The organism is Sedimenticola selenatireducens, from assembly GCF_963675335.2.
GTDB lineage: Bacteria > Pseudomonadota > Gammaproteobacteria > Chromatiales > Chromatiaceae > Sedimenticola > Sedimenticola selenatireducens.
Genome location: NZ_CAXXYC010000003.1, coordinates 120,368 through 145,971, shown reverse-complemented (window position 1 = coordinate 145,971; position 25,604 = coordinate 120,368). Strand labels below are relative to the sequence as shown.

The following is a 25,604-nucleotide window of genomic DNA, read 5'->3' as shown; positions in this document are numbered from 1 at the left end:
CGTCAATTATTTGACTGAACCTGGAGAATTATTATGGTCAGCCCTATTTCAAACGACAAATTATTGCCGCCGAACAGCGATAGAAACGGTACTGCGACCAGTAAGCGACCTTCAGGTGAACGGAACGGCACCCCAAACACCACAATCACACGCCCGACAGATGATACGGTAGAACTCAGCAACACCAGTCGACTGGCCAATCAGGAAATCCCTCCCACGAAAAATAGCGGCGCCATCAACAGCGCAGCGGAAGCCAGGGAACTGGTTATAAGGATAAGAGAGCAGATTGAAACCGCAGGGTCGCAGGCCATGAAAAGCCATGGACAACTGGAAAAGGGCGGTCTGACATTGTTACTGGAATCATCCGCAGCCTGATTGATACGACGTGGTATCGGGATAACGATCGCACAATCAGGCTCTCCCATCCGGCCAGACTCTATTGGCATCACAGTTGAAGCCGCAAGCGCGCAACCAAGCCGCTATTCGGGACCAATTTCCAGCCGTTCCACCTCGGCCAAGGTTACGGTTCTGCCATCGGTGGTAATGAATGTACGCCCATCGATATCGCCTTTATAGGCTTGGTATGAGGTCGCTTGCGCACTGCGGGTATCTATCACCCGGACCGTAACCACTTGATAGGCATCGCTCCATTGGTGGTAGAGATAGAGGCCTGCTCCCGTGAGCATCAGAAACACCGCCCCTCCCGCAAGGAACTGAGCGACGCGCCGCCGACTCTGCCGCTGCTGATTCAACGAAGCATTGAGCACAGGAGCCGATGACGTATACTGCCGCATATTACGTTGACTACGCATCCGCAGGGTCAGCAGTGCCCCGGCAATCACCAATGCGGTCAATAGAAGTTTCAGGAACATGGGCGCGTACCTTATCATGAGCCCGGTAATGGCGCTATTATCTGAACAAAAGGACCAGACAACCAAACCGACATGAACAGATTGAACCTCTTGGTATTGACTGCATTACTTCTTTTATTGACTGCTTGCGGGGAGCCGGATAAACCAAGCATCCCGCTCAACCTTGCAGTGGAACGTGGCGACATCAATCAGATCGAGCGCCACATCCTCTGGGGCAGTGATATCAACAAGTTCAATATCGACGGCGAGGCACCAATCCATGTGGCCGCGCGTCAGGGCAGCTACATCGTGGTGAAACTGCTCACGGAAAAAGGGGCGGACATCAATATTCTGGACAAACAGGGGATCAGCCCGCTGGGGAGAGCTATCCTGTCCGGACGAACCCAGATTGCCGACTACCTGATCAAGCAGGGAGCCACACAGGATCCGGACGGATTACTCGACCTGATGGTCAAGGCGGGCGAACAGGACCGGGATGTCATCCCCCTGCTGATCAAATGGGGAGCGCAGATCAATCACCAGAACGAACAGGGACAAACACCATTGGCGCTGGCAGTCAGCACTGGCAACCGGGTGCTGGTAAAGCACCTGATCGAGAACGGCGCCGACGTCAACCTGGCGGACAACGCCGGCCAGCGTCCACTGACCATAGCCAGACAACGTGGAGATGAGAACATAATCCGCATGCTGGAACGCAATGGAGCACAGTAACAGATGAAACAAAAACCGCTTTTCCGGTCGTGACGTAGCGCTTTACATCTGTTAAGTTCCGCCTCTATATTTTCAGTTATCAAACACGGGCCGACCAGGCCCTGAACACAGGATTCACCGACATGGCATCGACCGTTGAAGAACTTACGATTAACTATTCAGAAGATGGTATCGACGTCGTCAAGGAGCTGGACAAGGTAGTCCTCTCCAAGGGTGCATGGTCAACGGTAATGTTCCGTTATCAGGAATGGAATCGTTCAAAAGATGAATACAGCCCGGATAAATACAGCATACGCCGCTACCAGAAACGCAATGGCGAATATATCCCAAAATCGAAATTCAACATCTCCAGCAAGGCCCAGGCCGAGGCAATCATTGAGGCCCTGAGCAACTGGACCAAGGATTGAGACACCGGGCCCGCATTAGCCGAAGGCGTAACTCGACGCACGTGCGGACCGGTCGATTCGTCTGATTACGCTGCGCTAATCCGACCTACCCTGGGTACCCTGGCTCCTGTGGGTGCGCGGATTGCGTACCCAACATGCTACTCATTCACTCCAGCCCAATCCTCGCCGGCCAATCCGCCAATTCGGACAATACCTGCTTGCGGCCGCGGTCGATTGCCGGATCGACCATGAGTCTGGCAAGTTGCTGGCGAAATGCCGTCAGCGTTATGCTTCCGCCACCTTCCGGAGCCGTTAGTCGGTCCATGCGATACTCCTGCCAGCGTTCGCGCTCAGGTTTGCTAAGCGTCTCCGGCCAGTTGCGCGCCCGATAGCGAAACAACATCTCCGGCAGGCGGGCATCATCAAATGCCAGGCTCATCCCGGCTAATGATTCCGGAGTGGCGGTCAATACCTGGTCCATTCGCTTTCGATCATCCGCGCTGAAAAAATTGCCGGTATAGAGACTCTGGTCTGGATCTGTAATCGGTTCAAATTCACGGCCACTGTGGACCGCTTGTATCTTCTCCCCAAGACCCGGCACGCTCTTCAGGCGATTGAGGTTGCGCAAGCCCTGCGCCTGATTGATTCCCCAACGCTCGGCCGCCTGCTCAGTCAGGGTATTCATTGGAACCACAACCGGGCACTTGTTTAGGTGAACAGTTTTCAGCGGAATCCGCTCCACACCGTCAGGCAGTTGATCTCTTGGAGTAAAAAGGCGGGATTGAATCTGTTCCACTGACAGGTCGATCAACGCGGCCGGATCACATCCAAGATCATAGACAATAACGCCATTGGGATTGGTCGGGTGACGAGCCAATGGAACCACCATAGCGATACAGCCTTTCTCTGCGGGATACATGGAGGAGACATGTAACACCGGCTGTCGAGCGCGAAGATTGAGCAACTCCGCCACCTTGCGCTTGTTTCGCATGTTCAGCAGATAATCGAACAGCCGGGGCTGCTGGTCACGAATCAATCTGGCCATCGCGATCGTGGCATGCACATCGGACAATGCGTCATGGGCCGCCTCATGAGCAATGCCGTTGGCGACCGACAACTCTTCCAGGCGGAAGCTGGTCGAGCCATCCTCCCGCTTTGGCCAGACAATACCTTCCGGCCGCAGGGCATGGGTAAGCCGCACCATATCGATAATATCCCAGCGGGAATTGCCATGCTGCCACTCACGGGCATAGGGATCGAAAAAGTTTCGAAAGAAGCCGAAGCGGGTAAACTCATCGTCAAAGCGGACACTGTTGTAACCTACGCCACAAGTGCCGGGCTGGGCCATTTCGTGATGGATCAGGCGGAAGAACTCCGCCTCTACTACCCCCTCTTCCAACGCCCTCTGCGGGGTCAGGCCGGTAACGAGGCAGGCTTCCGGTTGCGGCAACAGGTCATCGGCCGGTTTGCAATAACTGACCAGAGGTCTACCGATGATATTCAGCGCCTCGTCCGTACGGATGCCGGCGAATTGAGCGGCCCGATCCTTGCGCGGATCTGCACCCCATGTCTCGTAATCATGCCAATAAAAGGTCAACGACATCGTGCGCCCCACCTGCTCTCCGTCAGTGATTCTTCAGCGGTATCTTGGAGGCTTTCGCACAGGGAGGCAACCTCAAGCATATTCTGTTGAAGGCAAGCAGCTCCTTGACTGCCTTAGCCGCGATCAAAAAAACACCCCGCCGAAGCGGGGTGTTTTCACTACAGGGCAAAAGAACCGTAGGGACTAGATCTTCTCTCTGATACGCGCGGCCTTACCGGTACGACCACGCAGGTAGTACAGTTTTGCACGACGCACATCACCGCGACGCTTGACTTCAATCTCGGCCACAGATGGGCTGTAGGTCTGGAAAACACGCTCGACCCCCTCGCCATGGGAGAGTTTGCGCACGGTGAAAGAGGAGTTCAAACCGCGGTTTTTCTTGGCGATGACCACACCCTCGAAGGCCTGAAGACGCTCGCGGGTGCCTTCGACAACCTTCACCTGGACAACTACGGTGTCGCCGGCGCCAAAATCGGGAACCTCACGGTTCATCTGCTCGGCTTCAAGTTCCTGGATGATATTGCTCACGGTCGTATGCTCCTGTATTTCAATCAGCGCTCGTATGCGCCTGGATAAACTCGTTTAGTAAATTCTCTTCTTCCTGGCTGAGAACACGTCCCTCCAGGAGGTCTGGTCGTCTTTGCCAGGTTCTGCCCAATGACTGTTGCAATCGCCAACGTCGAATCAACTCATGATTGCCGCCCAGCAGAACCGAGGGCACCCGGTCTCCCTCGAACACTTCCGGTCGCGTGTAGTGCGGACAATCCAGCAACCCATCGACGAAGGAGTCCTGCTCTGCTGAATCCTTGTCGCCAAGCACCCCGGGGATGAGTCGTATAACCGCATCCATCAGCACCAGTGCAGGCAGTTCACCACCGCTAAGCACGTAGTCACCAATGGACCACTCTTCATCCACATAGCGACTGATCAGCCGCTCATCAATCCCTTCATAGCGTCCGGCAACCAGGATCACTCCGTCCTGCCTGGCCATTCGAACAGCTGCTGCCTGGTCAAACCGTCTCCCCTGCGGAGAGAGATAAACTACCGCCGAATCCGGCGCAGCCTGTTTGGCCCGGGTGATCGCATCACGCAACGGCTCAATTTTCATTACCATACCGGGACCGCCCCCGTAGGGCCTGTCATCCACGGTACGATGCACATCATGGGTATAATCCCGCGGATTCCATAATCCCAGGCTGACCTGCCCACGATCCACCGCGCGCCCGGTCACACCTTCGCCAATCATGGCCCTGAACATTTCAGGGAACAGGGTCACCACGTCGAAGCGCATGGTCACCTCAAAAATCCGGGTCCCAATCCACGGTGATCAAGTCACCGTCCAGATCGACCTCTTTAATTACCTGTGCAATGAACGGCAACAGGTGCTGGCTCACGCCCTTCACCACCATGACATCATTTGCACCGGTCTCGAACAGATAATCTACCCGTCCCAGCTCAATCCCTTGCAGGTTAACGACCCTTTTTCCCTCCAGGTCACACCAGTAATACTCATCGGCCGGTATTTCCGGTAGCCGATCACGCGGGATAGCGATCTCCGCACCATTCAGAGCGGCCGCCTGATCCCGATCGATCACGCCTTCCAGTGCAGCAACAATCCCCTTTCCATGGGTTTTGCCCTGCTTCAGCTTATACTCTTGCCACTGCCCATCCCGAAACAGATACCAGGAAGGATGACTGAGAATGTTTTCTTTCGGCGAGGTGTGTGAATAAACCTTCATCCACCCACGCACACCGAACAGACCGGAAACGCGCCCCAGAATGGCCCATTCAACCTGTCGCTCTCCCGCCGGAACGCCCATCAGGAGATCCGGCAACAGGTCTGTTCAGCTACTGGCCACACCCGCAGGGCTCCCAGTCAATCAGGCTGCAGCCTTTGACGCTTCCTTAACCAGCTGGGCAACACGATCGGTCGGCTGCGCACCCTGGGAAACCCAGTGGCTGATACGCGCCTGGTCCAAACGCAGACGCTCCTCACCGCCAGTCGCAATAGGATTGAAGAAACCCAGTCGCTCAATGTACTTTCCATCGCGGGGATTTCTGCTATCAGCCACTACGATGTGATAGAACGGCCGCTTTTTCGCGCCGGTCCGTGCAAGACGAATTGTTACCATTTCCAACCCTTGAATTTAAAAAAATCTGCCACGCACCACCGGCCAACCAAAACCGGCCGGAGTGAAACGGGGCATTCTACCCGTTTCCGGGGAAAAGTGAAGTGTTTTGTCACCTTAAATCGGGACAACATCTTATTGCGCTGAACGGAGCGGGGATTTGCGCGTTTAGCCGCGTAGGTAGGGTGGATACTCCCGGGGGGCGCAGCCACTATTGCCGCCGGGTATGCATTCCCACGCGGAGCGCGGGAACGAGGAACCCCCAAAAAGCGATTAACCGCAAAGATCTTTGTGGTTAAGGATTACCTTCCAGCTCGGCAGGGCGGGCACAAAAAGCGTGCCTGCCCTGCCGCACTGCGGAGTGCTGAAATACCCCTCAAAAGGGGAAACCGCCCCCGGGAGGCATCCCGCCCGGCGGCATACCACCACCGGGTCCCAGCTTGGACTTCAGCCCCCGCATCATCTTGGCCATGCCCCCGCCCTTCATCTTTTTCATCATTTTCTGCATCTGGGCGTACTGCTTGAGCATCTTATTCACTTCCTGAACCTGGGTTCCCGAGCCCAGGGCAATTCGGCGCTTTCTTGAGCCCTTGATCAGGTTAGGGAAGCGTCGCTCCTGCGGTGTCATGGAGTTGATTATGGCGATCGAACGGACGATCTCCTTGTCATTCACCTGGTTCTTCACATGATCAGGGATATTCCCCATCCCCGGAAGCTTATCCATCAGTGAGTTCAACCCCCCCATATTGGACATCTGCTCCATCTGGTCACGGAAATCCTCCAGATCGAAGCCCTGTCCCTTGTGCAGTTTTTTGGCCAGCTTCTCAGCCTTGGCCTGGTCCACCTTACCCTGGACCTCTTCCACCAGAGAGAGTACATCACCCATACCCAGAATCCGTGAGGCCATCCGCTCAGGGTAAAAGGGTTCAAGGGCTGTCGTTTTCTCGCCCACACCGAGGAATTTGATCGGCTTTCCGGTAATCTGGCGAATGGAGAGCGCCGCACCGCCTCGGGCATCACCATCGGTTTTGGTCAGAATCACGCCGGTCAGCGGCAGGGCATCGTCAAAGGCCTTGGCGGTGTTGGCGGCATCCTGACCAGTCATGCTATCAACCACGAACAGGGTTTCGACAGGCTTGATCCCTGCATGCAGCTGCCTGATCTCATCCATCAGTGCCGCATCCACATGGAGACGGCCTGCGGTATCGACAATCAGGACATCGGTGAACTGCTTGCGCGCCTGATCCAGTGCAGCCCGGGCAATGGCAAGCGGTTGTTGCAGTGTGGTGCTGGGGAAGAACTCCGCCTCCACTTCAGTGGCCAGGGTTTTTAGCTGATCGATAGCAGCCGGACGATAGATATCACAACTGACCACCATGACCGATTTTTTCTGGCTCTGCTTCAACCAGCGTGCCAGCTTGGCGACACTGGTTGTTTTACCGGAGCCCTGAAGGCCAGCCATCAGTATCACGGCCGGTGGCTGGGCAGCCAGGTTCAGCCGCTCATTGGCCTCACCCATGATTCTGACCAGTTCATCATTGACGATCTTGATCAGCACCTGACCCGGGGTGAGGCTCTTCATCACCTCCTCACCCAGCGCCTTCTCTTTCACCTGCTCGACAAAATCCCGGACCACTGGCAGAGCGACATCCGCCTCCAGCAGCGCCATGCGAATCTCCCGCATGGTTTCCTTGATATTGTCCTCGGTCAGTCGGCCCTGGCCGCGCAGCTTTGTCAGTACGCCGCCCAGCCGGTCTGTCAGATTGTCAAACATGCTTTAGCTCAGCCTCTCGCCATGAATTTTCCGTATTATATATGGAAACTGTTCTCTTCGTGCCATTGATCCCGACAGCGCGGTGCAATCCTCGCGACCAGATAGGCGATTACGCTCAAACTCTGCCCATCCGGGCTAGTCAGAGCAAGGGGAGATATGCGATTATCACGCCCAATATGAACCATACTATTGTCGCTTTTCTCGCTATAGCCTGCTACCTCGCCAGTGGGACTATCATTGCGGTCCGACTCTTTTCAGATCGGACAGGAAAAACCCTTTCCCGCCATCTTGGAATCATCATTGGAATGGTGGGGGTTACCCTGCACGCATTCCTGCTATATCAAAATGTGGTCAGTGAAGGCGGTCTGAACTTCAGTTTCTTTGGCGCCTCGTCCCTTATTGCCTGGACCATCGTCCTGCTGTTAATACTGTCGGCGTTGACCAAACCGGTGGAAAATCTCGGCATTACCCTGTTGCCGCTGGCCGCCTTGAGCATTGCGCTGGATATGCACTTCCCGGCCGAGCATATCCTGGCTGCCAATTCATCCTGGGCCCTGCGCGTTCATGTTCTGATTTCCCTGCTGGCCTATAGCCTGCTGGCCATGGCCAGCGTCCAGGCCATCCTGCTGGCCATCCAGGACTATCATCTGCGACATCGCCACCCCGGGGGATTTATCCGCGCCTTGCCGCCATTGCAAACCATGGAAGCACTGCTGTTCGAGATGATTGGATTGGGATTCACCCTGTTGACGGTGGCACTACTGAGCGGTTTCGTCTTTCTGGAGGACCTGTTCGCGCAGCATCTGGTCCACAAGACCATTCTTTCCATTGCCGCCTGGCTGGTATTCGGCACATTACTCTGGGGACGCCATCGTTCCGGCTGGCGTGGCCAAAAAGCACTGAGCTGGACACTTTCGGGGTTCGTGGTGCTGATGCTGGCCTATTTCGGCAGCAAATTTGTGCTGGAGATTGTGATCAGCACCTGATCTTTTTGCGCACTACCGAAGGTGAATGGTGACTGCCGCTGCGGACTATCTTTAAGCAGTTGTAGCCTGATAGTACCCGTAGGAGCGGCGCCCTCGCCGCGAATTCGGCCCGGGGGCGGGCCTCCTACAGGCCAACCACTGCCGCGGGGTAAGATGAGCAACATTCACGTGCCCATCAGGTTTGCTCAGCGCCGGGACGTATCCTGGTAGGCCTTGGTGGCAGTGCGTCCGTGGCTCAGTTTACTTAGTAACAGTCCTACCTCTTTCCGTTGCACCCGGGCTAACTGTGTAATCTGTTGATCCAGATCCAGAATCAATCGAATCTGACCAGTTGCGCCATCGACGTCTATTACCTGGGGATCGAGCGGAAAGGTGTCTTCCATGATCTGCTGACGCTCAATCTGCATCTCGGTTACCCGCTCCCACTCACCCTGCTCCGCGAATAACAGCATTTCCTGACTGAGATGGATAAGTCGACCGAGCATGATCAGATTGCCGTCTGCCGATTTTCCGCATCCAGTTGTGACGGAATCACGTCCCAGGCGGATTTCACTTCCAGCAGCAGTGATGACACCTCATCCAGAATCTTCGGGTCGTTCTTGGCACCCGCCTCACCCAGGCGGCGCACCATGTAGTCATACAGGTCATCCAGATTCCGCGACAACTCGCCACCGGATTCCATATCCAGACTGCTCTGCAGGCCGCTGACGATGGAGATGGCCCAGCTGATATAACGCCCCTTATCCGCCGGCTCATTTCGCGCCATGTGCCCTTTGGCTGCGGCAATCTTGTCCAGGGCCCCCTCCATCAGCATCTGTACCAGACGATGAGGAGTCGCATCTTCAACACCAGAATTCACACTGACACTATTATATTGTGATAGCGCACTCTTCATTCTTGATTTTACCATTGGGTACTCCAGACTGATTCAACTCTATGCTGAATCTGATATTCCAAGATGCAATTACTTTTTATTCCCACTAGCCAGATTGGACAATATATCCAGCTGGCTGGTCAGATATTCACTAGTCGTCGTCATATTCGCAATCAATCCATCCAGGGCACCAAACTGCCGAAGATAACGTGCCTCGATATCTTCCAGACGGCGCTCCAGCGATTCTCGGCTGCGCTCAATGCCCTCTATTCGACTATTACTGCCATCAATGATACTGTCGATGGTCCCACCTGACTTGACGAACCCCTCCAGCAGGCCGTCAAACCTGGCTGCAAATCCGCCATCCTCATCACTAAAGAAACTTGTAACACTTTGAGGCGAATCTTCCAGTGCCGAGACAAAGTTCCCGCTGTCAAACTCGAGCTTGCCCGTGTCTGAGTTGGTGGTTACACCCAACTGGGAGATATAGGAGTAACTGCCGAGACCGCTAAGACCTGTATTCAGCATACCCCGCAACTGATTTTCAATATTACGCAGTACACTGCCACTCGCGCCACTGCTCTGCAGTGTTGACAGTTGATCATTCAGCTCATTGTATGCATTAACGAAGCCACTGACGGCACTTTTCGCAACCGAGCTATCCTGGTTGATTGAGATATTGGACTGCCCGGTGGCCTGCAGATTCAGCGTCAAGCCCTCTATCACATCAGTCACACTGTTACTGGCGCGGGTGATGGACACACCGTCCACTGTCAACGAGGCATCCAGCTCATTCTCCCCAGCCAGCAACTGATTACTCGCATCCCGGTTCAACATGGAGAAGTTGAAAGTATTGGCATCCAGACTACCACCAAAGGAGAGTTGAACACGATTGTCATAACCCGTTGAGCCAGACGTCAATACCAGGGTCTGGTTCCCACTGTCACCCGTGATCAGACCAGCAGTCACCCCTGTGCCGTTAGTCTCCACATTGATCGCCGACTGAATCTCACCCAAGGTCATGGCAGTGGAGAGATCCAGGGTAAAGCTGTCCGACCCCACAGTCAGCGTCAATTCGTCACCCGCCATCCCACCAAAAGTGGTTGATGATGCAACCTCACTGGATCCCAGCTTATGCTGCTGCGCCAGCCGGTTCACTGTAACATTGTAAGAAGAGGTAACGGCATCCGTATCGGAAGATACGGTTAACACACCGCTATCGGATGAGCTGGCCTTGGTGGCCTGAAAGGTATCCGCATCCAGCAGCTTTGTCATGGCACTCTGCAGGGACGAGAGTCCACCCTTCAGGCTGCCATAGGCTGATATCTGGGCCTGCACCTGGGCCTCTTTCTGGTTTAGCCGAGTAAGAGGCTGCTGCTCAACCGCCATCAACTGGGAGACGATGCCTGTAACGTCAAGCCCTGAACCCAGTCCTGGTGATGAGATGGCCATTTGGTTCTCCTGGTAATGCCTACTGAACTCTGTCAGCCCAAGTTAAAATCGCCTTGCTAACTGACGGAGTGAATTGCCTGATTTTTTATCTCTGCGCCAGGCATCTGTTAATCAAATTAAATCCAGTGACGTCCCTGTCACCCGTCCAGAGAATCATGCCTTTGCTTCAAACAGCAGCGATATTCCCTGATTACCTTTAAAAATAGCTTCACTCGTTTCCCTGAGCCTCTGCTGCATATCCAGCACATCTTCAGATGGAATACTCCTCACCATCTCACCAGACTCTTTATCTATAACCTTGATAACGGTCTTTCCACTCTCTTCATCCACTGAGAATTCCAGTTTACGCTGAACAGATTGAGCAAACTGGTTCAACTGTTCAACCGCATTATCAAGCGTCTGTCCATCCATCGCTGCAGTAGGCCTTTGTTCTTCCTTGGCCTCACCCCTGGAAGCGATTTGTGCAGATTGAGCCACCCGCTGGATTTCAGAATTTTCCCGCACCCTTACGGTACTGCTTGCAGCTCCTTTTGATTGCGCGGACAGGCCGCTCAATACACTTTGCGAGATTTCATTCACCATGGCGATCACCTATTTAACGCGGGATGGGGCAATTTTTTCAATGCCCCATCCCTCGCCCAGATTACTGGAGAAGTGACAATACGCTCTGCGGCAGCGCATTCGCCTGGGAAACCATTGCCACACCCGCCTGCTGCAGGATCTGCGAACGGGTCATCGCGGCTGTTTCAGCGGCGAAGTCGGCATCTTGGATGCGGGAACGGGCGGCTGAGAGATTTTCAGACGTCACACTCAGGTTAGCTATAGTTGTTTCAAAACGATTCTGAACTGCACCAAAAGTACTACGAAGGGTACTCACTGAAGACAACGCCGCATCAACGCGAGTAAGAGTTGTATTAGCATTTGCAACCGTCGTTACTGATGATGAACTAAGTGCTGAGTTGCCAAGTGCCATAGAGCCCGTAGTAAATCCAATTGTCGCCGGAGCCGTCCCAGCTACAGCAATTGACTCTGCAGATATGAGACGGAGAGTACCTCCATACGTAGCTGTTGCCGCTGCACCACTTGCACCTGGCGTAAAGTCAGTTGTGGTGTTAACAGCGTTGTTATCACCCTCAATACCCTGAAAACCATCTGTTGTGGTTGTTGTGTTTGTCTGCGAAACCGCTATATTTCTGCCATCACTTGCAGTTAACGTAATTCTGGTATTTGCGCTATCATACGAAGCTGTAACACCCGATGCACTTGCATTTGAGTTGATAAGCGACACAAGCGTATCGGAACTCATCGCACCGTCGGCAGTACCATCATATCCCGTTACAATTGCCACACCATTGAGCGACAGGCTATAACCAGTATTTGTAGCAGATACGGCGTTGGCGGCCAGGTCTAACTGAACCGTCGTATCGGCGACAGCAGTTAACCCACTAATACCAGCCGAATTAATAGCGTCAGCTTTTGAATAGGCACTACCTGCTGTTCGTCCAGCGCCTGTTGAAGAATAGTCCTGTGACGCCCCAACGGTGACGGCGGAATTACTCCCAATGGCTATAGTGACATTACCTGATGCGATAGCACTAGTATTTACACCAGTTCCTTGTGAACCAACTGCCTTAGTGGTATCAAACTGGGTAGTACTATTGACGTAGTCAGCAGTTTTACCAATTGATGTAGTACGCATACTTGTTGCGAGGTTGATTGATATAGTTTCACCAACATTTGCACCAACCTGGAAGCTGGCTGATCCAAAAGTACCATCCAGAATACGTTGATTATTGAACGAAGTTTGCGACGCAACACGGTCTATTTCTGCAAGCAGTTGCTGCACTTCCTCATCAAGTGCCGCCCTGTCAGAAGCACTGTTAGTTGAATTTGCTGACTGTACAGACAATTCACGTACACGCTGTAAATTATTAGTAATCTCACCCAACGCCCCTTCCGCAGTTTGGGAAAGAGATATGCCGTCATTTGAGTTTCTAATTGCCTGATTTAACCCTCTAATCTGGGAAGTCATCCGTTCAGAAATTGCCAAACCAGCCGCATCATCCTTAGCGCTGTTGATACGAAGACCGGAAGAGAGCCGTTCCATGGCTGTAGCCATTGAACTCTGGGATTTGTTCAGATTGCGCTGTGCGGTCAGGGACGCAATATTGGTATTGATAATCTGTGCCATTGTCTTGCTCCTTATTCCCCTTTAGCTACCGCATCGGGTGCCCTCGGGGTCAGGTTGATATTTGGCGGATATATCGGAACAATTTTCTGATATTTACCGCCTCCGATGTTTGTAACGGCCGTATCCAGGGATTCTTTAAGCGAAATAACAAAAAATCTTGCGAATGCCATTACAAAAAATATCCGTTTAATTTTTACATAAAAATCAATCTCGTAGGTCGAATTAGCGACAGCGTAATCCGACAATCAATCCACGCTCCCTGTATCGGAAACCTTGTCGGGTTACGCCTTCAGCTAACACGACCTACAACTTCAGACACGTTGGATGGGCACGTCTTGTGTGCCCACGCCGCGCATTCGGCCCGAGGCGGGCCTCCTACAGGTAATTGAACAGGGAAAGCCCTTTTACCTTCACATAGGCCTGTTGAGCGGCCTGCAGGGCGGTCATCTGGCTCTCAAACCGGGAGATAGCCTCCGTATAGTCCAGATCACGCTCCTCAGAACGGTGGATTTCCAGGTTCAGCTTGAGATCCTCATTCACCGTCTGCTGCTCTTCAATGGAATTCAAACGGCCACCCACGGTGGTTCTGACCTCAATGACATTGTCCATCGCCAGCTGAACATCGGTGATATAGCGATCTACTGATTTCCCGGCCTCCAGATCCGCGGCCAGCAGGTCAAGAGTCTCGAATACACTCCGCTTTGAAGTCACCGGCGCGGTTGCACCTGTTGTCAGACCCGTATTGGCCGTGGTGGCAGTACCGGCGATATTCACCGTCACGCCCGTGCCCCCAACCGCGGTCAGGGTCAGGGTGTCAGGCGGTGCAGTGTTACTCTCGGCCCTTACCCCGGTTTGACCACTGATGGCATTGATGGCATCTCGCAACTGGACCGCTCGCTGCGTCGGATTGGCCGCGAGCGCAAGGCTCCGATACTGATTGCCCCATTGCCGTTGCCACCATCAATGGTGATATCACCTGCAGTGATGGCGGCAGGCGCCGGGTCGGTAGGCGCGGCCACATTGACCGTGGCAATCGGCCCGGTCGCGATATTCATGAACGTATCAAATCCGTTGTCCCCATCCGCCACGGTGCGATCCGAGGCGATCTGCAGTTCCCGTTGGCCACTGTCGCCGTTGTAGCTGTAGACACCCAGGTCATAAGAGAAGGGCCGGGTACCGGACTGATAGCCGGCAAAAACGTACTCGCCCCCGCTGTCCCTCGAATTGGCCATGGAAAACAGCTGATCGCCTATCTGCCTGATTTCAGAGGCAATGGCACTTTTATCAAGCGTCGTTAACACATCATTATTACCCTCTACTGTCAGTTCCCTGACCCGCTGTAACAGATTGGTAATACCATCAAGCGCCCCCTCTTCCGTCTCCAGGCGGGAGGTCAGCCGATCAATATTGCTCTGATACTGGGATAGTGTGTCGACCGCGCGGTTCAGCCCCAATACCCGGGACGCACTCGCCGGATCATCGGAGGGCGTCAACACCCGTCTGCCGGTGGAAAGCTGTTGCTGGGTATCGTTCAGTTCACTCTGCTGCCGGAGCATGGAACTCAGGCTGCGCTCGGTGATCATCTGGGTTGAGATGCGTAACATAGTTACCTCCGGATTGCTCCGATCAGCGAGTCAAACAGGGTATTGGAAACTGTAATCACCTGCGCCGCAGCCTGATAGGCCTGCTGAAACTTGATCAGATTGGCAGCTTCTTCGTCCAAATTGACGCCACTGATCGAAAGGAGCGAATTTTTATGGCGCTCCCGCAGTCCATCGGTGGCATTGAAGTTGACCTCGGCCTGATGAGTCTTTGAGCCGACATCTGAAACCAGTTGGCTGTAGACCCCCTGAAAAGTGGCTGTCTCCAGCCCCCCACCTGTCGAGCCCAGCATGGATTTAGAGGATTGCAGATCAGCCAGTTTGAGTGCATTACGGTTATCACCGATACCACTGCTGTTATTTTCGATAACAAACCGGTCTCCGGCGGCAGGTGTGCCGGTGATGTTAAAGCTCATCCCGCCATAGGCGGGGAAGGAGAAACTGGCGCCGTTTGTCTGGGTTGCTGGATCATAGGCAATGGTGCCACCGGGACCACCGGTGACAGCGAATCCAGGAGCCCCGCCATGAGCGGTGGCACTCCACTCGAGCGTTATGCTTCCGGCAAGCGGAATGTTGCTGGTATTGCTGTAGTCCGGTTGGGAAATGGCAGCCGTGCCCTGATTGGGACCACCGCCGATGTTGGTTGTCTGTGCAGCCCGGATGGGGCCGGCCGCGGCTATTTTTCGTGGATCACTGATCAACAGCTCCATGTTACTGGCCGCATTTCGCGTTGGCTGGATCAGATAGCGGTCACCCGCTGTGGCGGCTGCGGAGATCGAAATAGATATGCCGTCTATCTCAGCCGTGGTATGGGGATAGACTCCACCTGTATTGATCGTGGTTACCTGGCCGTCAGATAGCCGGGTCATGGTAAATTGATCGGCCACACTGGTTGCGCGCAACTCATAGTCACTGGCCGTCAGATTGCCGGTATCAATATAAGCGGCCGTCACCTGGGCAGCACTCGCATTGTTGGCATTACTCAGCACGCCGACACTGTGAGGAGCAAAGAACTGCCCACCCAAATTACCATCCAGATCCAGACCCTGTTGATGTTGGCTGTTGATCCTGTCAGTCATCCCGATAGCCACCAGGCCCAGCTGGTTGGTCGCGGGCTTGAGAATCTCATCTCGAAAATCAAGCAACCCGGACAGCTCGCCGCCTGCCAGTTGATCAGTAACTACCTGGGTTCCGGAAACATTGGTGAAGGCGATATCACGCTGACTGGGATCGCTACTGCTGTTGACGGCTGTCAGTGTTGCATTGGTTCCACCGATGACCAGGGTCAACCCCTTGCCGATAAAGACATTCAACGCCCCGTTGTCCTGCGGGACTACCGTGATATTGACCAGCTTGGAGAGTTCGTTCAGCAGCACCTCCCGCTGATCCAGCAGATCATTGGGCGAAGGTCCCCCTGCACCAGACGCTTCGATAATACCCTGATTGACCTGGGCAATCGCCTCGGCCAGATCACTGATCTCCTTGGCGACATCCGCCAGTTCCTGATTCAGCTGATTATTTGCATCGGTAAACTGCCGGCTGAGGTCATGATAGCGATTGACCATGGCACCCGCTTCCGACAACATCACCTGCCTTGTTGAGATGGAGGAGGGATCATCCGCCACTACCTGCGTGGCATTAAAGAAATCCTGAATGGCGGGATCCAGCCCGATATTGGGATCCGCCAATACATTGTCTATCCGGCTGGCGTGGCTGAAATAACTCTCCATCTCGGAAGCGGACGACTGGGATGCACGCATCTGGCCCGCCAGGAAGTCATCATACAGGCGCTGCACCTCTCCCACCTGTACTCCCGAACCGATATAACCGGCCCCGGTCAACTGCGGAATTCGGGCGGTCAGATTGACCCGCTGTCGGCTGTACCCCTCGGTATCCGAGTTGGCAATATTGTGCCCGGTCGTGGTCAGCGAGCGCTGAAACGCGAGCAGTGCCGATGTACCTATATTGAGTATGCCTGCCATCTGTCTGTCCTGGTCGCTGAAGCCGCGCCTACGATTGATGCCTTTCGCGGCTGAAGCCGCTCCTACGATCGATGCCTTGTAGGAGCTGCTTTAGCTGCGATTTTCGCTTTTCATGCCTAAATGCCTCTCCTACGTCGTTAATCCCACTGACGACCCGCGTGAATTTCATAGCGACCATTCATGCTCAAGCTTGAGTCGTTCCACCGCCCGGGTCATTTCTGGCCCGTTTAATACCGCATTGATTTTACTCGCATAATTCGGATCGGTCGCATAACCGGCCCGCTGTAATTCAGTAAAATAGGCCTGACTGTCTTTCGTGGCTCCCAGCGCCTCGCCGTAGCGAGGATTCGATTGCAGAAAATCCACGTAGTCATGAAAACTGTCCCGCAGCGAGTCATAGGAGCGGAAAGAGGCCCGTTTCTTTACCGCCGTACCCGCCTCATATTCCAGGGTATTGACGCTTACCCGGTCGCCTTCCCAGCGTCGATCCGCCTTGATCCCGAACAGATTATTGGCCGGTGCACCATCGGCTGCGCGGATCAGCTTCTTTCCCCAACCGGTCTCAAGCGCTGCCTGGGCCAACAGGGCCTGCGGTTTGAGGCCTATCAGACCAGCAGCCTCGGTCGCCCAGGGCCAGAGATTCTCGACAAACTCTTCAGCACTCCAGTTTTTCGGGTCCGGTTGTCCCACGGCAATTTCGGCGCCCACTGCTGGTTTATTCCGCCCAGCATCTGTACGAGGTGTTCCTTCTACACCACCGGACACTGTAACGCCGTCAAGGCGCACACGGCCCGCCCTCTCCGCGTTGCCTGACTCCGGTGCGCCATACATGTTTACAGCCATGGCCAGTCGCCGGTAATCTTCGATCGTTTTCGCCGTCGGGACGGTATCAGCTCCCGCTTCATCAGCACCGCCCAGTTGCCGCTTAATGACATCCGCCAGCCCCATTCCGCCACTCTCAGCCAGATGGATGGAGAGCTGCTGATCGTACATGTCGCGATAGAACAGGCTCTGCTCACTATCCATAAGTCCTTCACCCAGGCCGGCCTGGCGCATGCTCTTCAACATCTGCTGCACGAACAGGGATTCAAACTGACGCGCCACTTGATCCAGCGAACCCTTGGCATCTTCGGATGCCCGGGCCTTGAGCGCCGTCAGGCCCTCCATGTTGGTATAGATTGACGCGCTAGCCAGATCCATCAGATGACCACCAGCTCGGCTTTGAGGGCCCCCGCCTGTTTCAACGCTTCCAGAATAGCCACCAGATCGGACGGTGCCGCACCCACCTGGTTGACCGCGCGAACCACCTCATTGAGAGTCACGCCCGGGTTGAACAGGAACATCCGGCTGCCGCCCTCGGCCACACTGACATCGGAGCGCGGCACTACGGTGGTGGCACCACCGGAGAACGCTTCAGGTTGGGAGACCTGGCTGTTTTCGCTAATGGTTACCGTCAGGCTGCCATGGGAAACAGCAGCGGGAGAAACCTGCACCTGATTGCTGATCACCACCGTACCGGTACGGGAATTGACAATCACCCGCGCCGCCACCTCGCCAGGCTCGACCGGCAGGTTTTCGATCAGTGAGACAAAGCTGACCCGCTGACCGGGATCGATTGGGGTATTGACCCGGACGGATGTAGCATCCAGCGCACGCGCGGCGCCCGGACCGATAGCCTTGTTAATGGACTCAACCATCCGGTTGGCAGTGGTGAAGTCACCCTCATGCAGATTGAGGGTCAGGTAAGTCCCCTGACCAAAGCCGGAGGTGACCGTACGCTCGACGGTAGCGCCGTTGGGAATGCGCCCGACACTGGGGATATTGATGGTGATACTGGAACCATCCGCACCCGATGCACTCAACCCACCCACCACCAGGTTGCCCTGGGCAATAGCATAGACCCGGCCATCGGCACCCTTCAGTGGTGACATCAGCAGCGTGCCGCCACGCAGGCTCTTGGCATCACCAATGGAGGAGACGGTGATATCGATCTTCTGTCCCGGCTTGGCAAACGCAGGCAGATCAGCATTGATGGTCACCGCCGCCACATTTTTCGGATTAATCCGGGTACCGGGCGGCACCACGATACCGAGCTGGGTCAGCATGCTTTTCAGACTCTGCTCCGTGAACGGGGCGGAACTGCTCTTGTCGCCGGTGCCGTTGAGGCCCACGACCAGGCCATAACCGAGCAACTGGTTGGTACGCACCCCGGCAATGGAAGCAAGATCCTTGATCCGCTCCGCCTGGGCAACGCCGGCAAACAGCAGCAGTGCCAGAAGGCCGATGCTCATGTGGATACTGGCCGGCAACAGGGAACGCAACGCTATAGACTGTTTCATACAATTCACCTAAAAGGGCATCAGGGCGCTGATAAAGAACCGGCCCAGCCAGCCCATCACATTGGAATCGGCCACCGCACCATCACCAACATAGACAATGGTCGGATCGGCCAGACGCGTGGAAAGCACGGTATTGGTGGCATCGATATCTGCCGGGCGCACAATGCCGGACACCTTCACATACTCATTGCCCTGATTAATGCCGATCCGCTTCTCGCCACGGACCACCAGATAGCCATTGGGCAGCACCTCGATGACCGTCACGGTGATATTGCCTGTCAACTCGTTGTTCTGTTCGCTGTCACCCTCACCGGAAAAATCGTGTTCCGACTCCAGGGAGAATCCGAGATTGTTACCCCGATTGCTGGCCAGCGGCAGCAAGCCCGGCGCATTGAATTGTGGCGTGGAACCGAGCAGGGTCGGATTGGTGACGCTGTTGCTGTTGGATTTGCTGACTTCGGTGGTGGCGCTTTTTTTCGCATCAGTCTTCTCAACCAGCTCGATGGTCAGCATGTCACCCACACGGCGGGCACGCATATCTTCAAACCAGGACTGCTCATACCCGGCCTGGTAGATGGCGCCATTGCCTTCCGGTTTCGGCGCGGCCACCACCGGGCGAATCGGCGCATACGCCGGGTCGCGCACCGGAGCCGTGTTACAGCCGGCCAGTGCGACGGCGGTCAATGCCAGCATCATTAAGGAGAAGAGCCGATTCATCATCTCAAGTACCTGTTGTTAGAGCTGATTGCTCACATAGGCCAACATATCGTCGGTGGTGGAGATCGCCTTGGAGTTCATCTCGTAGGCGCGCTGGGTCTCAATCATGTTGACCATCTCCTCCACCACGTTAACATTGGAGCTTTCCAGCGAGCCCTGATTGACCGTACCCACGCCGTCAACACCCGGGGTAGCCGTCGTGGGGGCACCACTGGCCGCGGTCTCCCGGAACAGGTTCTGACCCACTGCCGCCAATCCGGTCGGGTTGACAAAATCCGCCAGCTCGATGGTACCGATCTGGGTCGGCGTGCTGTTACCCGACACCAAAGCCGAGACCACGCCATCCGAGCCCACGGTGATACTCAGGGTGTTGGCCGGGACGGTAATAGCCGGCTCCAGGGCATAGCCATTGTTGTCCACGATCTGTCCATCCGAACTCATACCGAACGAGCCATCGCGGGTGTACACAATGGAACCATCGGGATGCAGTACCTGAAAGAAGCCCCGACCCTGAATGGCCATATCCAGCGAGTTGCCGGTCTGCATGATGTTGCCCTGGGTATGCAGCTTCTGCGTGGCCACTGTGCGTACACCGGTACCGATGGCCAGACCCGATGGCAGCTGGGTGTCCTGTGACGACTGCGCGCCGACCTGACGCACATTCTGGTAGATCAGATCCTCGAACGAGGCACGATCCCGTTTGAACCCGGTGGTACTGACATTGGAAAGATTATTGGAAATGACCGACATGCGGGTCTGCTGCGCATCCAATCCTGTTTTTGCTATCCAGAGTGCGGGGTACATAGGGTGTCATCCTCTTGTCGTTGTTTGTTGACTAACAATAGTGAAGGCAATCTGCGTGCCAACCACGTTAACCCGACCATCGCTTTTATCAACCTGTAGGAGGCCCGCCCCGGGCCGATTTCGCGGCGAGGCGCCGCTCCTACAGTTCGCTTTTTGCAACCATCGGGTCAGCCGATACGCATGATGCTGGCTGAGGACTCATCCGTCTGTTCTGCCGTCTTCATCATCTTCACCTGCATCTCGAAGCGGCGGGAGAAATCGATCATGTCCACCATGGAATCCACGATATTGACATTACTGCTTTCCAGCGAGCCGGTTGCCAGCTGTATCTCGGCATCCGCCTCCAGCAGTTGGCCATCCTGCTGGCGCATCAGGCCATCCGTCCCCTTCTCCATCCCCTCCAGCGAGGGCGCCACCATCTTGATCCGGTCGATCTCCGCCAACTCTCCAGCCCCCTGACCCAGGGGACGAATGGAGATGGTGCCATCGGATGCAATCTCTATCTTCTCCGCCGGTGGTATGGCAATCGGTCCACTATTGCCGATCACCGGCAAACCGTTGCCGGTGGTCAGCAGGCCGTTGGCATCCAGCTTGAGGTCGCCACGGCGGGTATAGGCCTCACCGCCATCGCGTGACTGCACAGCAAACCAGCCGTCGCCATTGATAGCGACATCCAGATCCCGACCGGTATGCACGATCGCCCCGTGCTTGAAATCAACACCGGGTTGCTCACTCATGCCGTAGACCCGGGTGGGATAACCATCCCCGAACACCGGCATGCTGCGGAACTGCTGCAGGTCGGCCAAGAAGCCTGGGGTGCTGGCATTCGCCAGGTTGTTGCTGTTATTTGACTGGGCCAACAAGGTCTCTTTGGCGCCGCTCATCGCAACAAATAACATGCGATCCATTGTCTTCTCCTGTGAATTTCATCCGCGTGGGCACAAACAACGTGCCCACCCTACAACCCGCACCCCGTAGGAGCGGCGCCCTCGCCGCGAATCATGTCGCTCTCGAAACCCCCGTAAAATTCGGCCCGGGGCGGGCCTCCTACATGCCACCGACCTTATCGAATATTGATAATCGTCTGGGTCACCGTGTCGGCGGTGGTGATCACCTGGGCATTGGCCTGATAATTACGCTGCGCGGTGATCAGGTTGACCAGTTGCTCGGCAATATCCACATTGGAGTTCTCCAACCCGCCCGACTGAACCAGGCCAAAACTGGACGTACCCGCCTCGCCCATCTGCACATTGCCGGAGGTGAAGGTCTCCGCCCAACTGGTATCACCCAGCTGACGCAGTCCCTGCGGATTGTTGAACTTGGCCAATGCCACCTTGCCCAATGCCGTGGACTGTCCATTTGTAAAACGGGCCGATACCACACCGGTGTTATCGATATCAACGCCACTCAGCCTGCCTGGGGCATAGCCATCCTGAGTCAGGTTATTGACTGCAAATGCCGACCCGAACTGGGTGCTGTTATTCATATCAAAGGTCATGTTGAGCGGCGCCGCACCGGCAATAGGGTAGGCGTTATAAGCCAACGTACCGGTGGCCGAAATACTGCCCGATCCCGTTACCAATGCGCCCGATGTGTCAAAATTTACCGTCGCACTGGGATAGGCGGCGGAAGAGGGGGCGGCGGTTGAGTTTGTCGTCGGCGTAACAATATTGCCGTCGACCGTGGTATAGACATTCCACTCATTCGCCACTGTCGACTGCCTGAAGTACATGGTCATGGTGTGCGCCGTTCCCAGTGAGTCATAAACGGTAGTCGATGTTGAGTTGTCGTAGCTGGTAGCCACTGCCGGATCAAACAGGGTAGCCGCCGCTGTCGCGGTTCCGCTGGAGTCCAGATTGACCGCCACATTGGCGCTGGTGGTAGCGGACGGTGTACCGGAGAGGGTTGGAAGCTGCAGATCGGTTGTCGAGCCGGTATTAAAATTGGTGCCGCTGGTACCGATCGGGGCAAACACCTGCAAACGGTCATTGGTGTGATTCACCACATAACCATCCCGATCCACCGTATAGGCGCCCGCGCGGGTATAAGAGGTATTACCGTTGGCATCCGCCAGAGTGAAAAACCCCTCCCCGTTCAGCGCCAGATCCAGGTTGCTTGCCGTGAAGTCAATATTTCCCTGGCTGAACTGCTGCGCCACCCGGCTGACCCGCACACCCCGGCCGGCCGAGGTGGTACTGACATCCTGGATGGAGTTGGCGTAAATATCGGCAAACTCGGCGCGGGACTGTTTGAATCCATTGGTTGCCGCGTTGGCTATATTGTGACCTGTCACCTGAAGGTCGGTGGATGCGGCATCAAGTCCGCTCAGTGCAATGCGAAAAGGCATACTCTAATCTCCTCGTTAAATAATCAGCGGATTTCTGCTACGGAACTGAATGACACAGGCCCCAGGCCGGCCAGATTGACGGTAAGCCCCTGCCCTGCCCCGCCGATGCTGACGCTGCCCACCCGGGCCTCAATTAATGTATATGGCGTCACACTCTCACCATCCACTTTGGCTTGGGCCTCAATCTGGTACTGCCCTGGCGCTACCGCCTCCCCACTCTCATCCAGACCATCCCAGGTGAAGCTCACTTCACCCTTGGGCTGGGTGCCCAGTTGAATCTCTTTTATCAACTCACCAGAGGCATCGGATATCCGCACCGTGACATCGCTGGCCGGTTCGGTAACGCCAACCACACCCTTAATGGATCCTCCCGCCTCAAGATTGCCGGTATTGACCGGCACCAACACGTCACGCCCCACGAGATTGGCTGCCTGCAGTGCCTGATCGGAAATCATGGTGTCGGAAAAATTCGAGAACGAGTTGTTCAACTCATCAATACCGGAGACCGCGGCAAACTGTGATATCTGGGTTGCCAGCTCACTGTTATCCATCGGCTTGGTCGGGTCCTGATGGGTCAGTTCAGTCACCATCAATTCAAGAAAATCCTCCATCCCCAGTTCATTGTCTTTCTTCTCCTCAAGCTCACGCGAGAGACCCAGGGTCTGGTATAGCTGGTCGGTACTGGCTGCGTTGACACTGCTCATTTAACTGCTCCTTTATTGTTCGGCGCGTCCTTGCGCCTTACCGCTACGGGGTTACGCAAAAAAATCGCTGCTGACGATTTATTCACCTAATCGCAATGTGGCAACCATCAGCTGTTTGGCTGTATTGACCACTTCGACGTTGCTTTGATACGAGCGCGAGGCGGAGATCATATTGGCCATCTCCTCCATGACGTTGACGTTGGGCCGGAAGATATAACCCTCTTCATTGGCCTTGGGATGATTCGGGGCATATTCCATATTCAGGGGGGCATTGCTCTCGACAACTCCTTTCACCTGAACGCCCACGGCCGGCTCATCCGGATTGAGTTGATTCAGCAACGCGCTGAAGACCGGCTGTCGGGCCTTGTAGGTCTCTTCAACGCTGCTGCTGACACTGTCCACATTGGCCATGTTGCTGGCCACTGTATTCAATCGCAGGGACTGCGCACTCATGCCGGAGGCGGCGGTGTCGAATATCTTGAACATTGACATGATTATTGCCCCGTAATTGCTTTTCTGAGGGTTTGGATGGTGCCACTGAGGAAGCGCAGACTGGTCTGATACTGAATGGCATTTTCCGCGTAGGCGGTATGTTCAAGCTGGCTATCCACGGTGTTGCCATCCAGACTCGGCTGACTGGGTATGCGATACGCCATCTCACTGGGTGAGATGATGCCGTTATCCAGTGGTATATGGCTCTGGTGGGTGGTCCTTAGCTTGGACTGCTGAGCGGTCTGTTGCTGAAGCACTTCACTGAAATCAAAATCCCGCGCCTTGTAGCCCGGGGTATCCGCATTGGCGATATTACCGGCCAGCACCTCGGCACGCTTTGCATGCAGTTGGAGTGACTGGGCATGGATTCCAAGTATTTTGTCAAAACTCATAGGTCTGCTTCCTGGTTTTTCCTGAAAACCTATTAGCAGACAACATGCCAACTCTGCACTTCATTGTTTTTATGGGATTTTTTCAGAGATACGGCAAGCAGGAAAGCGGCAACCGGCAACCGGGGGCCGCGGCGACGGCAAGTCCTGACCGGCCTGGGGAATTCTCGAACCGCGTGCGGTGGGCGGCTGAGTATCGTCGGTCGGATGAGCGCAGCGTAATCCGACAAAAGCGCTCGGTCTGTCGAGTTACGCCTTCGGCTAACGCGACCTACGATTGGTCGGGTGTTCTCTGTGGTGCAGACGCTTGAGGCGTTCGGGGGTGCGGTAAATACGGCAGCGGTGACCGGCAAGCGGCTGCTGCCCGGCGGCAAACCGTAGCCGGTTTGGCTATTTCAGGCGGTAGGCGATACCACCCAGCTTGCTGACCATTTCAAAACGGTCGGTATGGGCCGAAAGCGACTCGGTGGAACCAAGAAACAGATAACCGCCCGGATTCAGTGACCGGGCCATACGATTGATAATGTCGCGCTTCTGTTCACTGGAGAAGTAGATAAGGACATTGCGACAGAAAATCACATCAAAACGCCCCATCATTTCATAGCCCTTGGTGAGATTAAGCTCGCGGAAGCTGACACGCTGGCGGATTTCCGGCCTCACTTCCAGGCAATCCCCGTTGATTTTGAAATAACGGTCTTGCTGTTCCAGACTCAGGCCGCGGGATGAGGACATACCGCAATAGATGCCCTTTTTTGCATCGGCCAGTACCGTTGAAGAGATATCCGTTGCAACCACATCGACACCGCCGGGCAGTGCACCGGGATTTGCCCGCTGATAATCCTGTACCACCATGCTCAGATTGTATGGCTCCTGGCCATAGGAACAGGCGGCGGACCAAATCCGGATCGAGCGGCCCGAACGGGCTTTTATCTCCGGACAGATCATCTCCTGCAGCAGGCGAAAATGGGACATATCACGAAACCAGAAGGTCTCGTTGGTAGTCATCGCATCGATGATACTGGTCCTGAGCCGTGGATTTCTGCCGCTGTTGAGCTGGTTCAGCAACTCACCCACCGTGGCAATCCCGTAGTCGCGCATCAGCCCGCCGAGCCGGCTTGATACCAGGTATTCCTTTCCAGCACCTAATACAATTCCGCAGGCATCTTCAAGAAACTTCTGAAACGCCTCGTAATCACCGTGTGACAGCATATTCCGGCTCGCTAGGCACTGTGAGATTGTTATCCATTGCGC

General features: G+C 55.1%; 29 protein-coding genes. 4 read left to right on the top strand and 25 right to left on the bottom strand.

What is annotated here, in order from left to right:
• Positions 1-33: 33 nt before the first annotated feature.
• Entirely contained in the window at positions 34-375 is a 342-nt protein-coding gene (locus tag ACHZBF_RS04335; RefSeq protein WP_029135089.1) for a hypothetical protein, read from the top strand.
• Positions 376-479: 104 nt separating this feature from the next.
• Here the strand turns inward: ACHZBF_RS04335 and ACHZBF_RS04330 are convergent, their stop codons facing one another.
• Entirely contained in the window at positions 480-872 is a 393-nt protein-coding gene (locus tag ACHZBF_RS04330; RefSeq protein ID WP_029135088.1) for a hypothetical protein, read from the bottom strand.
• Positions 873-944: 72 nt separating this feature from the next.
• Here ACHZBF_RS04330 and ACHZBF_RS04325 point away from each other — a divergent pair, with 72 nt between their 5' ends.
• Both ACHZBF_RS04325 and ACHZBF_RS04320 read left to right on the top strand, forming a co-directional pair.
• Positions 945-1,583 carry an ankyrin repeat domain-containing protein gene (locus tag ACHZBF_RS04325; RefSeq protein ID WP_029135087.1) on the top strand — a complete coding sequence of 213 codons (639 nt, stop codon included), beginning with the start codon at positions 945-947 and terminating at the stop codon, positions 1,581-1,583.
• Positions 1,584-1,705: 122 nt separating this feature from the next.
• Positions 1,706-1,990 carry a hypothetical protein gene (locus tag ACHZBF_RS04320; RefSeq protein WP_273440847.1) on the top strand — a complete coding sequence of 95 codons (285 nt, stop codon included), beginning with the start codon at positions 1,706-1,708 and terminating at the stop codon, positions 1,988-1,990.
• Between the two features lie 145 nt (positions 1,991-2,135).
• Here the strand turns inward: ACHZBF_RS04320 and sbcB are convergent, their stop codons facing one another.
• From sbcB to ffh, 6 genes are all read right to left on the bottom strand, one after another.
• Complete coding sequence (gene sbcB / locus ACHZBF_RS04315) at positions 2,136-3,572, bottom strand: exodeoxyribonuclease I (protein ID WP_037376235.1); 1,437 nt, start codon at positions 3,570-3,572, stop codon at positions 2,136-2,138.
• 183 nt (positions 3,573-3,755) lie between these two features.
• A complete protein-coding gene (gene rplS, locus ACHZBF_RS04310) occupies positions 3,756-4,100 on the bottom strand; it encodes a 50S ribosomal protein L19 (protein ID WP_029135084.1) in 345 nt (114 codons plus the stop codon).
• A 19-nt stretch (positions 4,101-4,119) separates the two neighbouring features.
• Complete coding sequence (gene trmD / locus ACHZBF_RS04305; protein WP_029135083.1) at positions 4,120-4,863, bottom strand: tRNA (guanosine(37)-N1)-methyltransferase TrmD; 744 nt, start codon at positions 4,861-4,863, stop codon at positions 4,120-4,122.
• A 7-nt stretch (positions 4,864-4,870) separates the two neighbouring features.
• Positions 4,871-5,392, bottom strand: a complete 522-nt coding sequence (rimM, locus tag ACHZBF_RS04300) for a ribosome maturation factor RimM (protein WP_273440845.1) — start codon at positions 5,390-5,392, stop codon at positions 4,871-4,873.
• 60 nt (positions 5,393-5,452) lie between these two features.
• A complete protein-coding gene (rpsP, locus tag ACHZBF_RS04295; protein WP_029135081.1) occupies positions 5,453-5,704 on the bottom strand; it encodes a 30S ribosomal protein S16 in 252 nt (83 codons plus the stop codon).
• Between the two features lie 373 nt (positions 5,705-6,077).
• Positions 6,078-7,475 carry a signal recognition particle protein gene (gene ffh / locus ACHZBF_RS04290; RefSeq protein ID WP_029135080.1) on the bottom strand — a complete coding sequence of 466 codons (1,398 nt, stop codon included), beginning with the start codon at positions 7,473-7,475 and terminating at the stop codon, positions 6,078-6,080.
• A gap of 176 nt (positions 7,476-7,651) precedes the next feature.
• Here ffh and ACHZBF_RS04285 point away from each other — a divergent pair, with 176 nt between their 5' ends.
• Positions 7,652-8,461: a cytochrome C assembly family protein gene (locus ACHZBF_RS04285; protein ID WP_029135079.1), complete on the top strand. Its 810-nt coding sequence runs from the start codon at positions 7,652-7,654 to the stop codon at positions 8,459-8,461.
• Between the two features lie 185 nt (positions 8,462-8,646).
• Here ACHZBF_RS04285 and ACHZBF_RS04280 read toward each other — a convergent pair whose 3' ends face one another.
• The 18 genes from ACHZBF_RS04280 to ACHZBF_RS04195 form a co-directional block, all read right to left on the bottom strand.
• Positions 8,647-8,946: a flagellar protein FliT gene (locus ACHZBF_RS04280; RefSeq protein ID WP_029135078.1), complete on the bottom strand. Its 300-nt coding sequence runs from the start codon at positions 8,944-8,946 to the stop codon at positions 8,647-8,649.
• A gap of 2 nt (positions 8,947-8,948) precedes the next feature.
• Entirely contained in the window at positions 8,949-9,371 is a 423-nt protein-coding gene (gene fliS, locus ACHZBF_RS04275) for a flagellar export chaperone FliS (RefSeq protein WP_029135077.1), read from the bottom strand.
• A gap of 54 nt (positions 9,372-9,425) precedes the next feature.
• A complete protein-coding gene (fliD, locus tag ACHZBF_RS04270; protein WP_029135076.1) occupies positions 9,426-10,787 on the bottom strand; it encodes a flagellar filament capping protein FliD in 1,362 nt (453 codons plus the stop codon).
• Between the two features lie 153 nt (positions 10,788-10,940).
• Complete coding sequence (locus tag ACHZBF_RS04265) at positions 10,941-11,369, bottom strand: flagellar protein FlaG (RefSeq protein WP_051302755.1); 429 nt, start codon at positions 11,367-11,369, stop codon at positions 10,941-10,943.
• A gap of 61 nt (positions 11,370-11,430) precedes the next feature.
• Positions 11,431-12,978: a flagellin N-terminal helical domain-containing protein gene (locus ACHZBF_RS04260; protein ID WP_029135075.1), complete on the bottom strand. Its 1,548-nt coding sequence runs from the start codon at positions 12,976-12,978 to the stop codon at positions 11,431-11,433.
• A 375-nt stretch (positions 12,979-13,353) separates the two neighbouring features.
• Positions 13,354-13,863, bottom strand: coding sequence for a flagellin (locus ACHZBF_RS04255; protein WP_321527754.1), 510 nt, complete (start codon positions 13,861-13,863; stop codon positions 13,354-13,356).
• Positions 13,821-14,582, bottom strand: coding sequence for a flagellar hook-associated protein FlgL (gene flgL / locus ACHZBF_RS04250; RefSeq protein ID WP_321527753.1), 762 nt, complete (start codon positions 14,580-14,582; stop codon positions 13,821-13,823). The genes ACHZBF_RS04255 and flgL overlap by 43 nt, the downstream gene beginning before the upstream one ends.
• Positions 14,583-14,584: 2 nt before the next feature.
• On the bottom strand, positions 14,585-16,561 hold the full coding sequence (flgK, locus tag ACHZBF_RS04245; protein ID WP_321527752.1) for a flagellar hook-associated protein FlgK: 1,977 nt from the start codon (positions 16,559-16,561) through the stop codon (positions 14,585-14,587).
• A 165-nt stretch (positions 16,562-16,726) separates the two neighbouring features.
• On the bottom strand, positions 16,727-17,761 hold the full coding sequence (flgJ, locus tag ACHZBF_RS04240; protein WP_321527751.1) for a flagellar assembly peptidoglycan hydrolase FlgJ: 1,035 nt from the start codon (positions 17,759-17,761) through the stop codon (positions 16,727-16,729).
• Positions 17,761-18,852 (bottom strand): flagellar basal body P-ring protein FlgI, encoded by a 1,092-nt coding sequence (locus ACHZBF_RS04235; protein WP_037376298.1) that lies wholly within the window; start codon positions 18,850-18,852, stop codon positions 17,761-17,763. The genes flgJ and ACHZBF_RS04235 overlap by 1 nt, the downstream gene beginning before the upstream one ends.
• A 57-nt stretch (positions 18,853-18,909) precedes the next feature.
• Positions 18,910-19,620 (bottom strand): flagellar basal body L-ring protein FlgH, encoded by a 711-nt coding sequence (gene flgH / locus ACHZBF_RS04230; protein WP_037376232.1) that lies wholly within the window; start codon positions 19,618-19,620, stop codon positions 18,910-18,912.
• A gap of 15 nt (positions 19,621-19,635) precedes the next feature.
• Positions 19,636-20,421 (bottom strand): flagellar basal-body rod protein FlgG, encoded by a 786-nt coding sequence (gene flgG, locus ACHZBF_RS04225; RefSeq protein ID WP_029135069.1) that lies wholly within the window; start codon positions 20,419-20,421, stop codon positions 19,636-19,638.
• A gap of 167 nt (positions 20,422-20,588) precedes the next feature.
• On the bottom strand, positions 20,589-21,329 hold the full coding sequence (gene flgF / locus ACHZBF_RS04220; RefSeq protein WP_029135068.1) for a flagellar basal-body rod protein FlgF: 741 nt from the start codon (positions 21,327-21,329) through the stop codon (positions 20,589-20,591).
• A 155-nt stretch (positions 21,330-21,484) separates the two neighbouring features.
• Positions 21,485-22,768, bottom strand: a complete 1,284-nt coding sequence (gene flgE / locus ACHZBF_RS04215; protein WP_321527750.1) for a flagellar hook protein FlgE — start codon at positions 22,766-22,768, stop codon at positions 21,485-21,487.
• A 23-nt stretch (positions 22,769-22,791) separates the two neighbouring features.
• A complete protein-coding gene (locus ACHZBF_RS04210) occupies positions 22,792-23,472 on the bottom strand; it encodes a flagellar hook assembly protein FlgD (RefSeq protein WP_029135066.1) in 681 nt (226 codons plus the stop codon).
• A 78-nt stretch (positions 23,473-23,550) separates the two neighbouring features.
• The gene (gene flgC, locus ACHZBF_RS04205; protein ID WP_029135065.1) at positions 23,551-23,964 is read right to left on the bottom strand and encodes a flagellar basal body rod protein FlgC; all 414 of its coding nucleotides are present in this window, start codon (positions 23,962-23,964) and stop codon (positions 23,551-23,553) included.
• Between the two features lie 2 nt (positions 23,965-23,966).
• Positions 23,967-24,356, bottom strand: coding sequence for a flagellar basal body rod protein FlgB (flgB, locus tag ACHZBF_RS04200; RefSeq protein ID WP_029135064.1), 390 nt, complete (start codon positions 24,354-24,356; stop codon positions 23,967-23,969).
• A gap of 387 nt (positions 24,357-24,743) precedes the next feature.
• On the bottom strand, positions 24,744-25,562 hold the full coding sequence (locus ACHZBF_RS04195) for a CheR family methyltransferase (protein WP_321527749.1): 819 nt from the start codon (positions 25,560-25,562) through the stop codon (positions 24,744-24,746).
• Between the last annotated feature and the right edge of the window lie 42 nt (positions 25,563-25,604).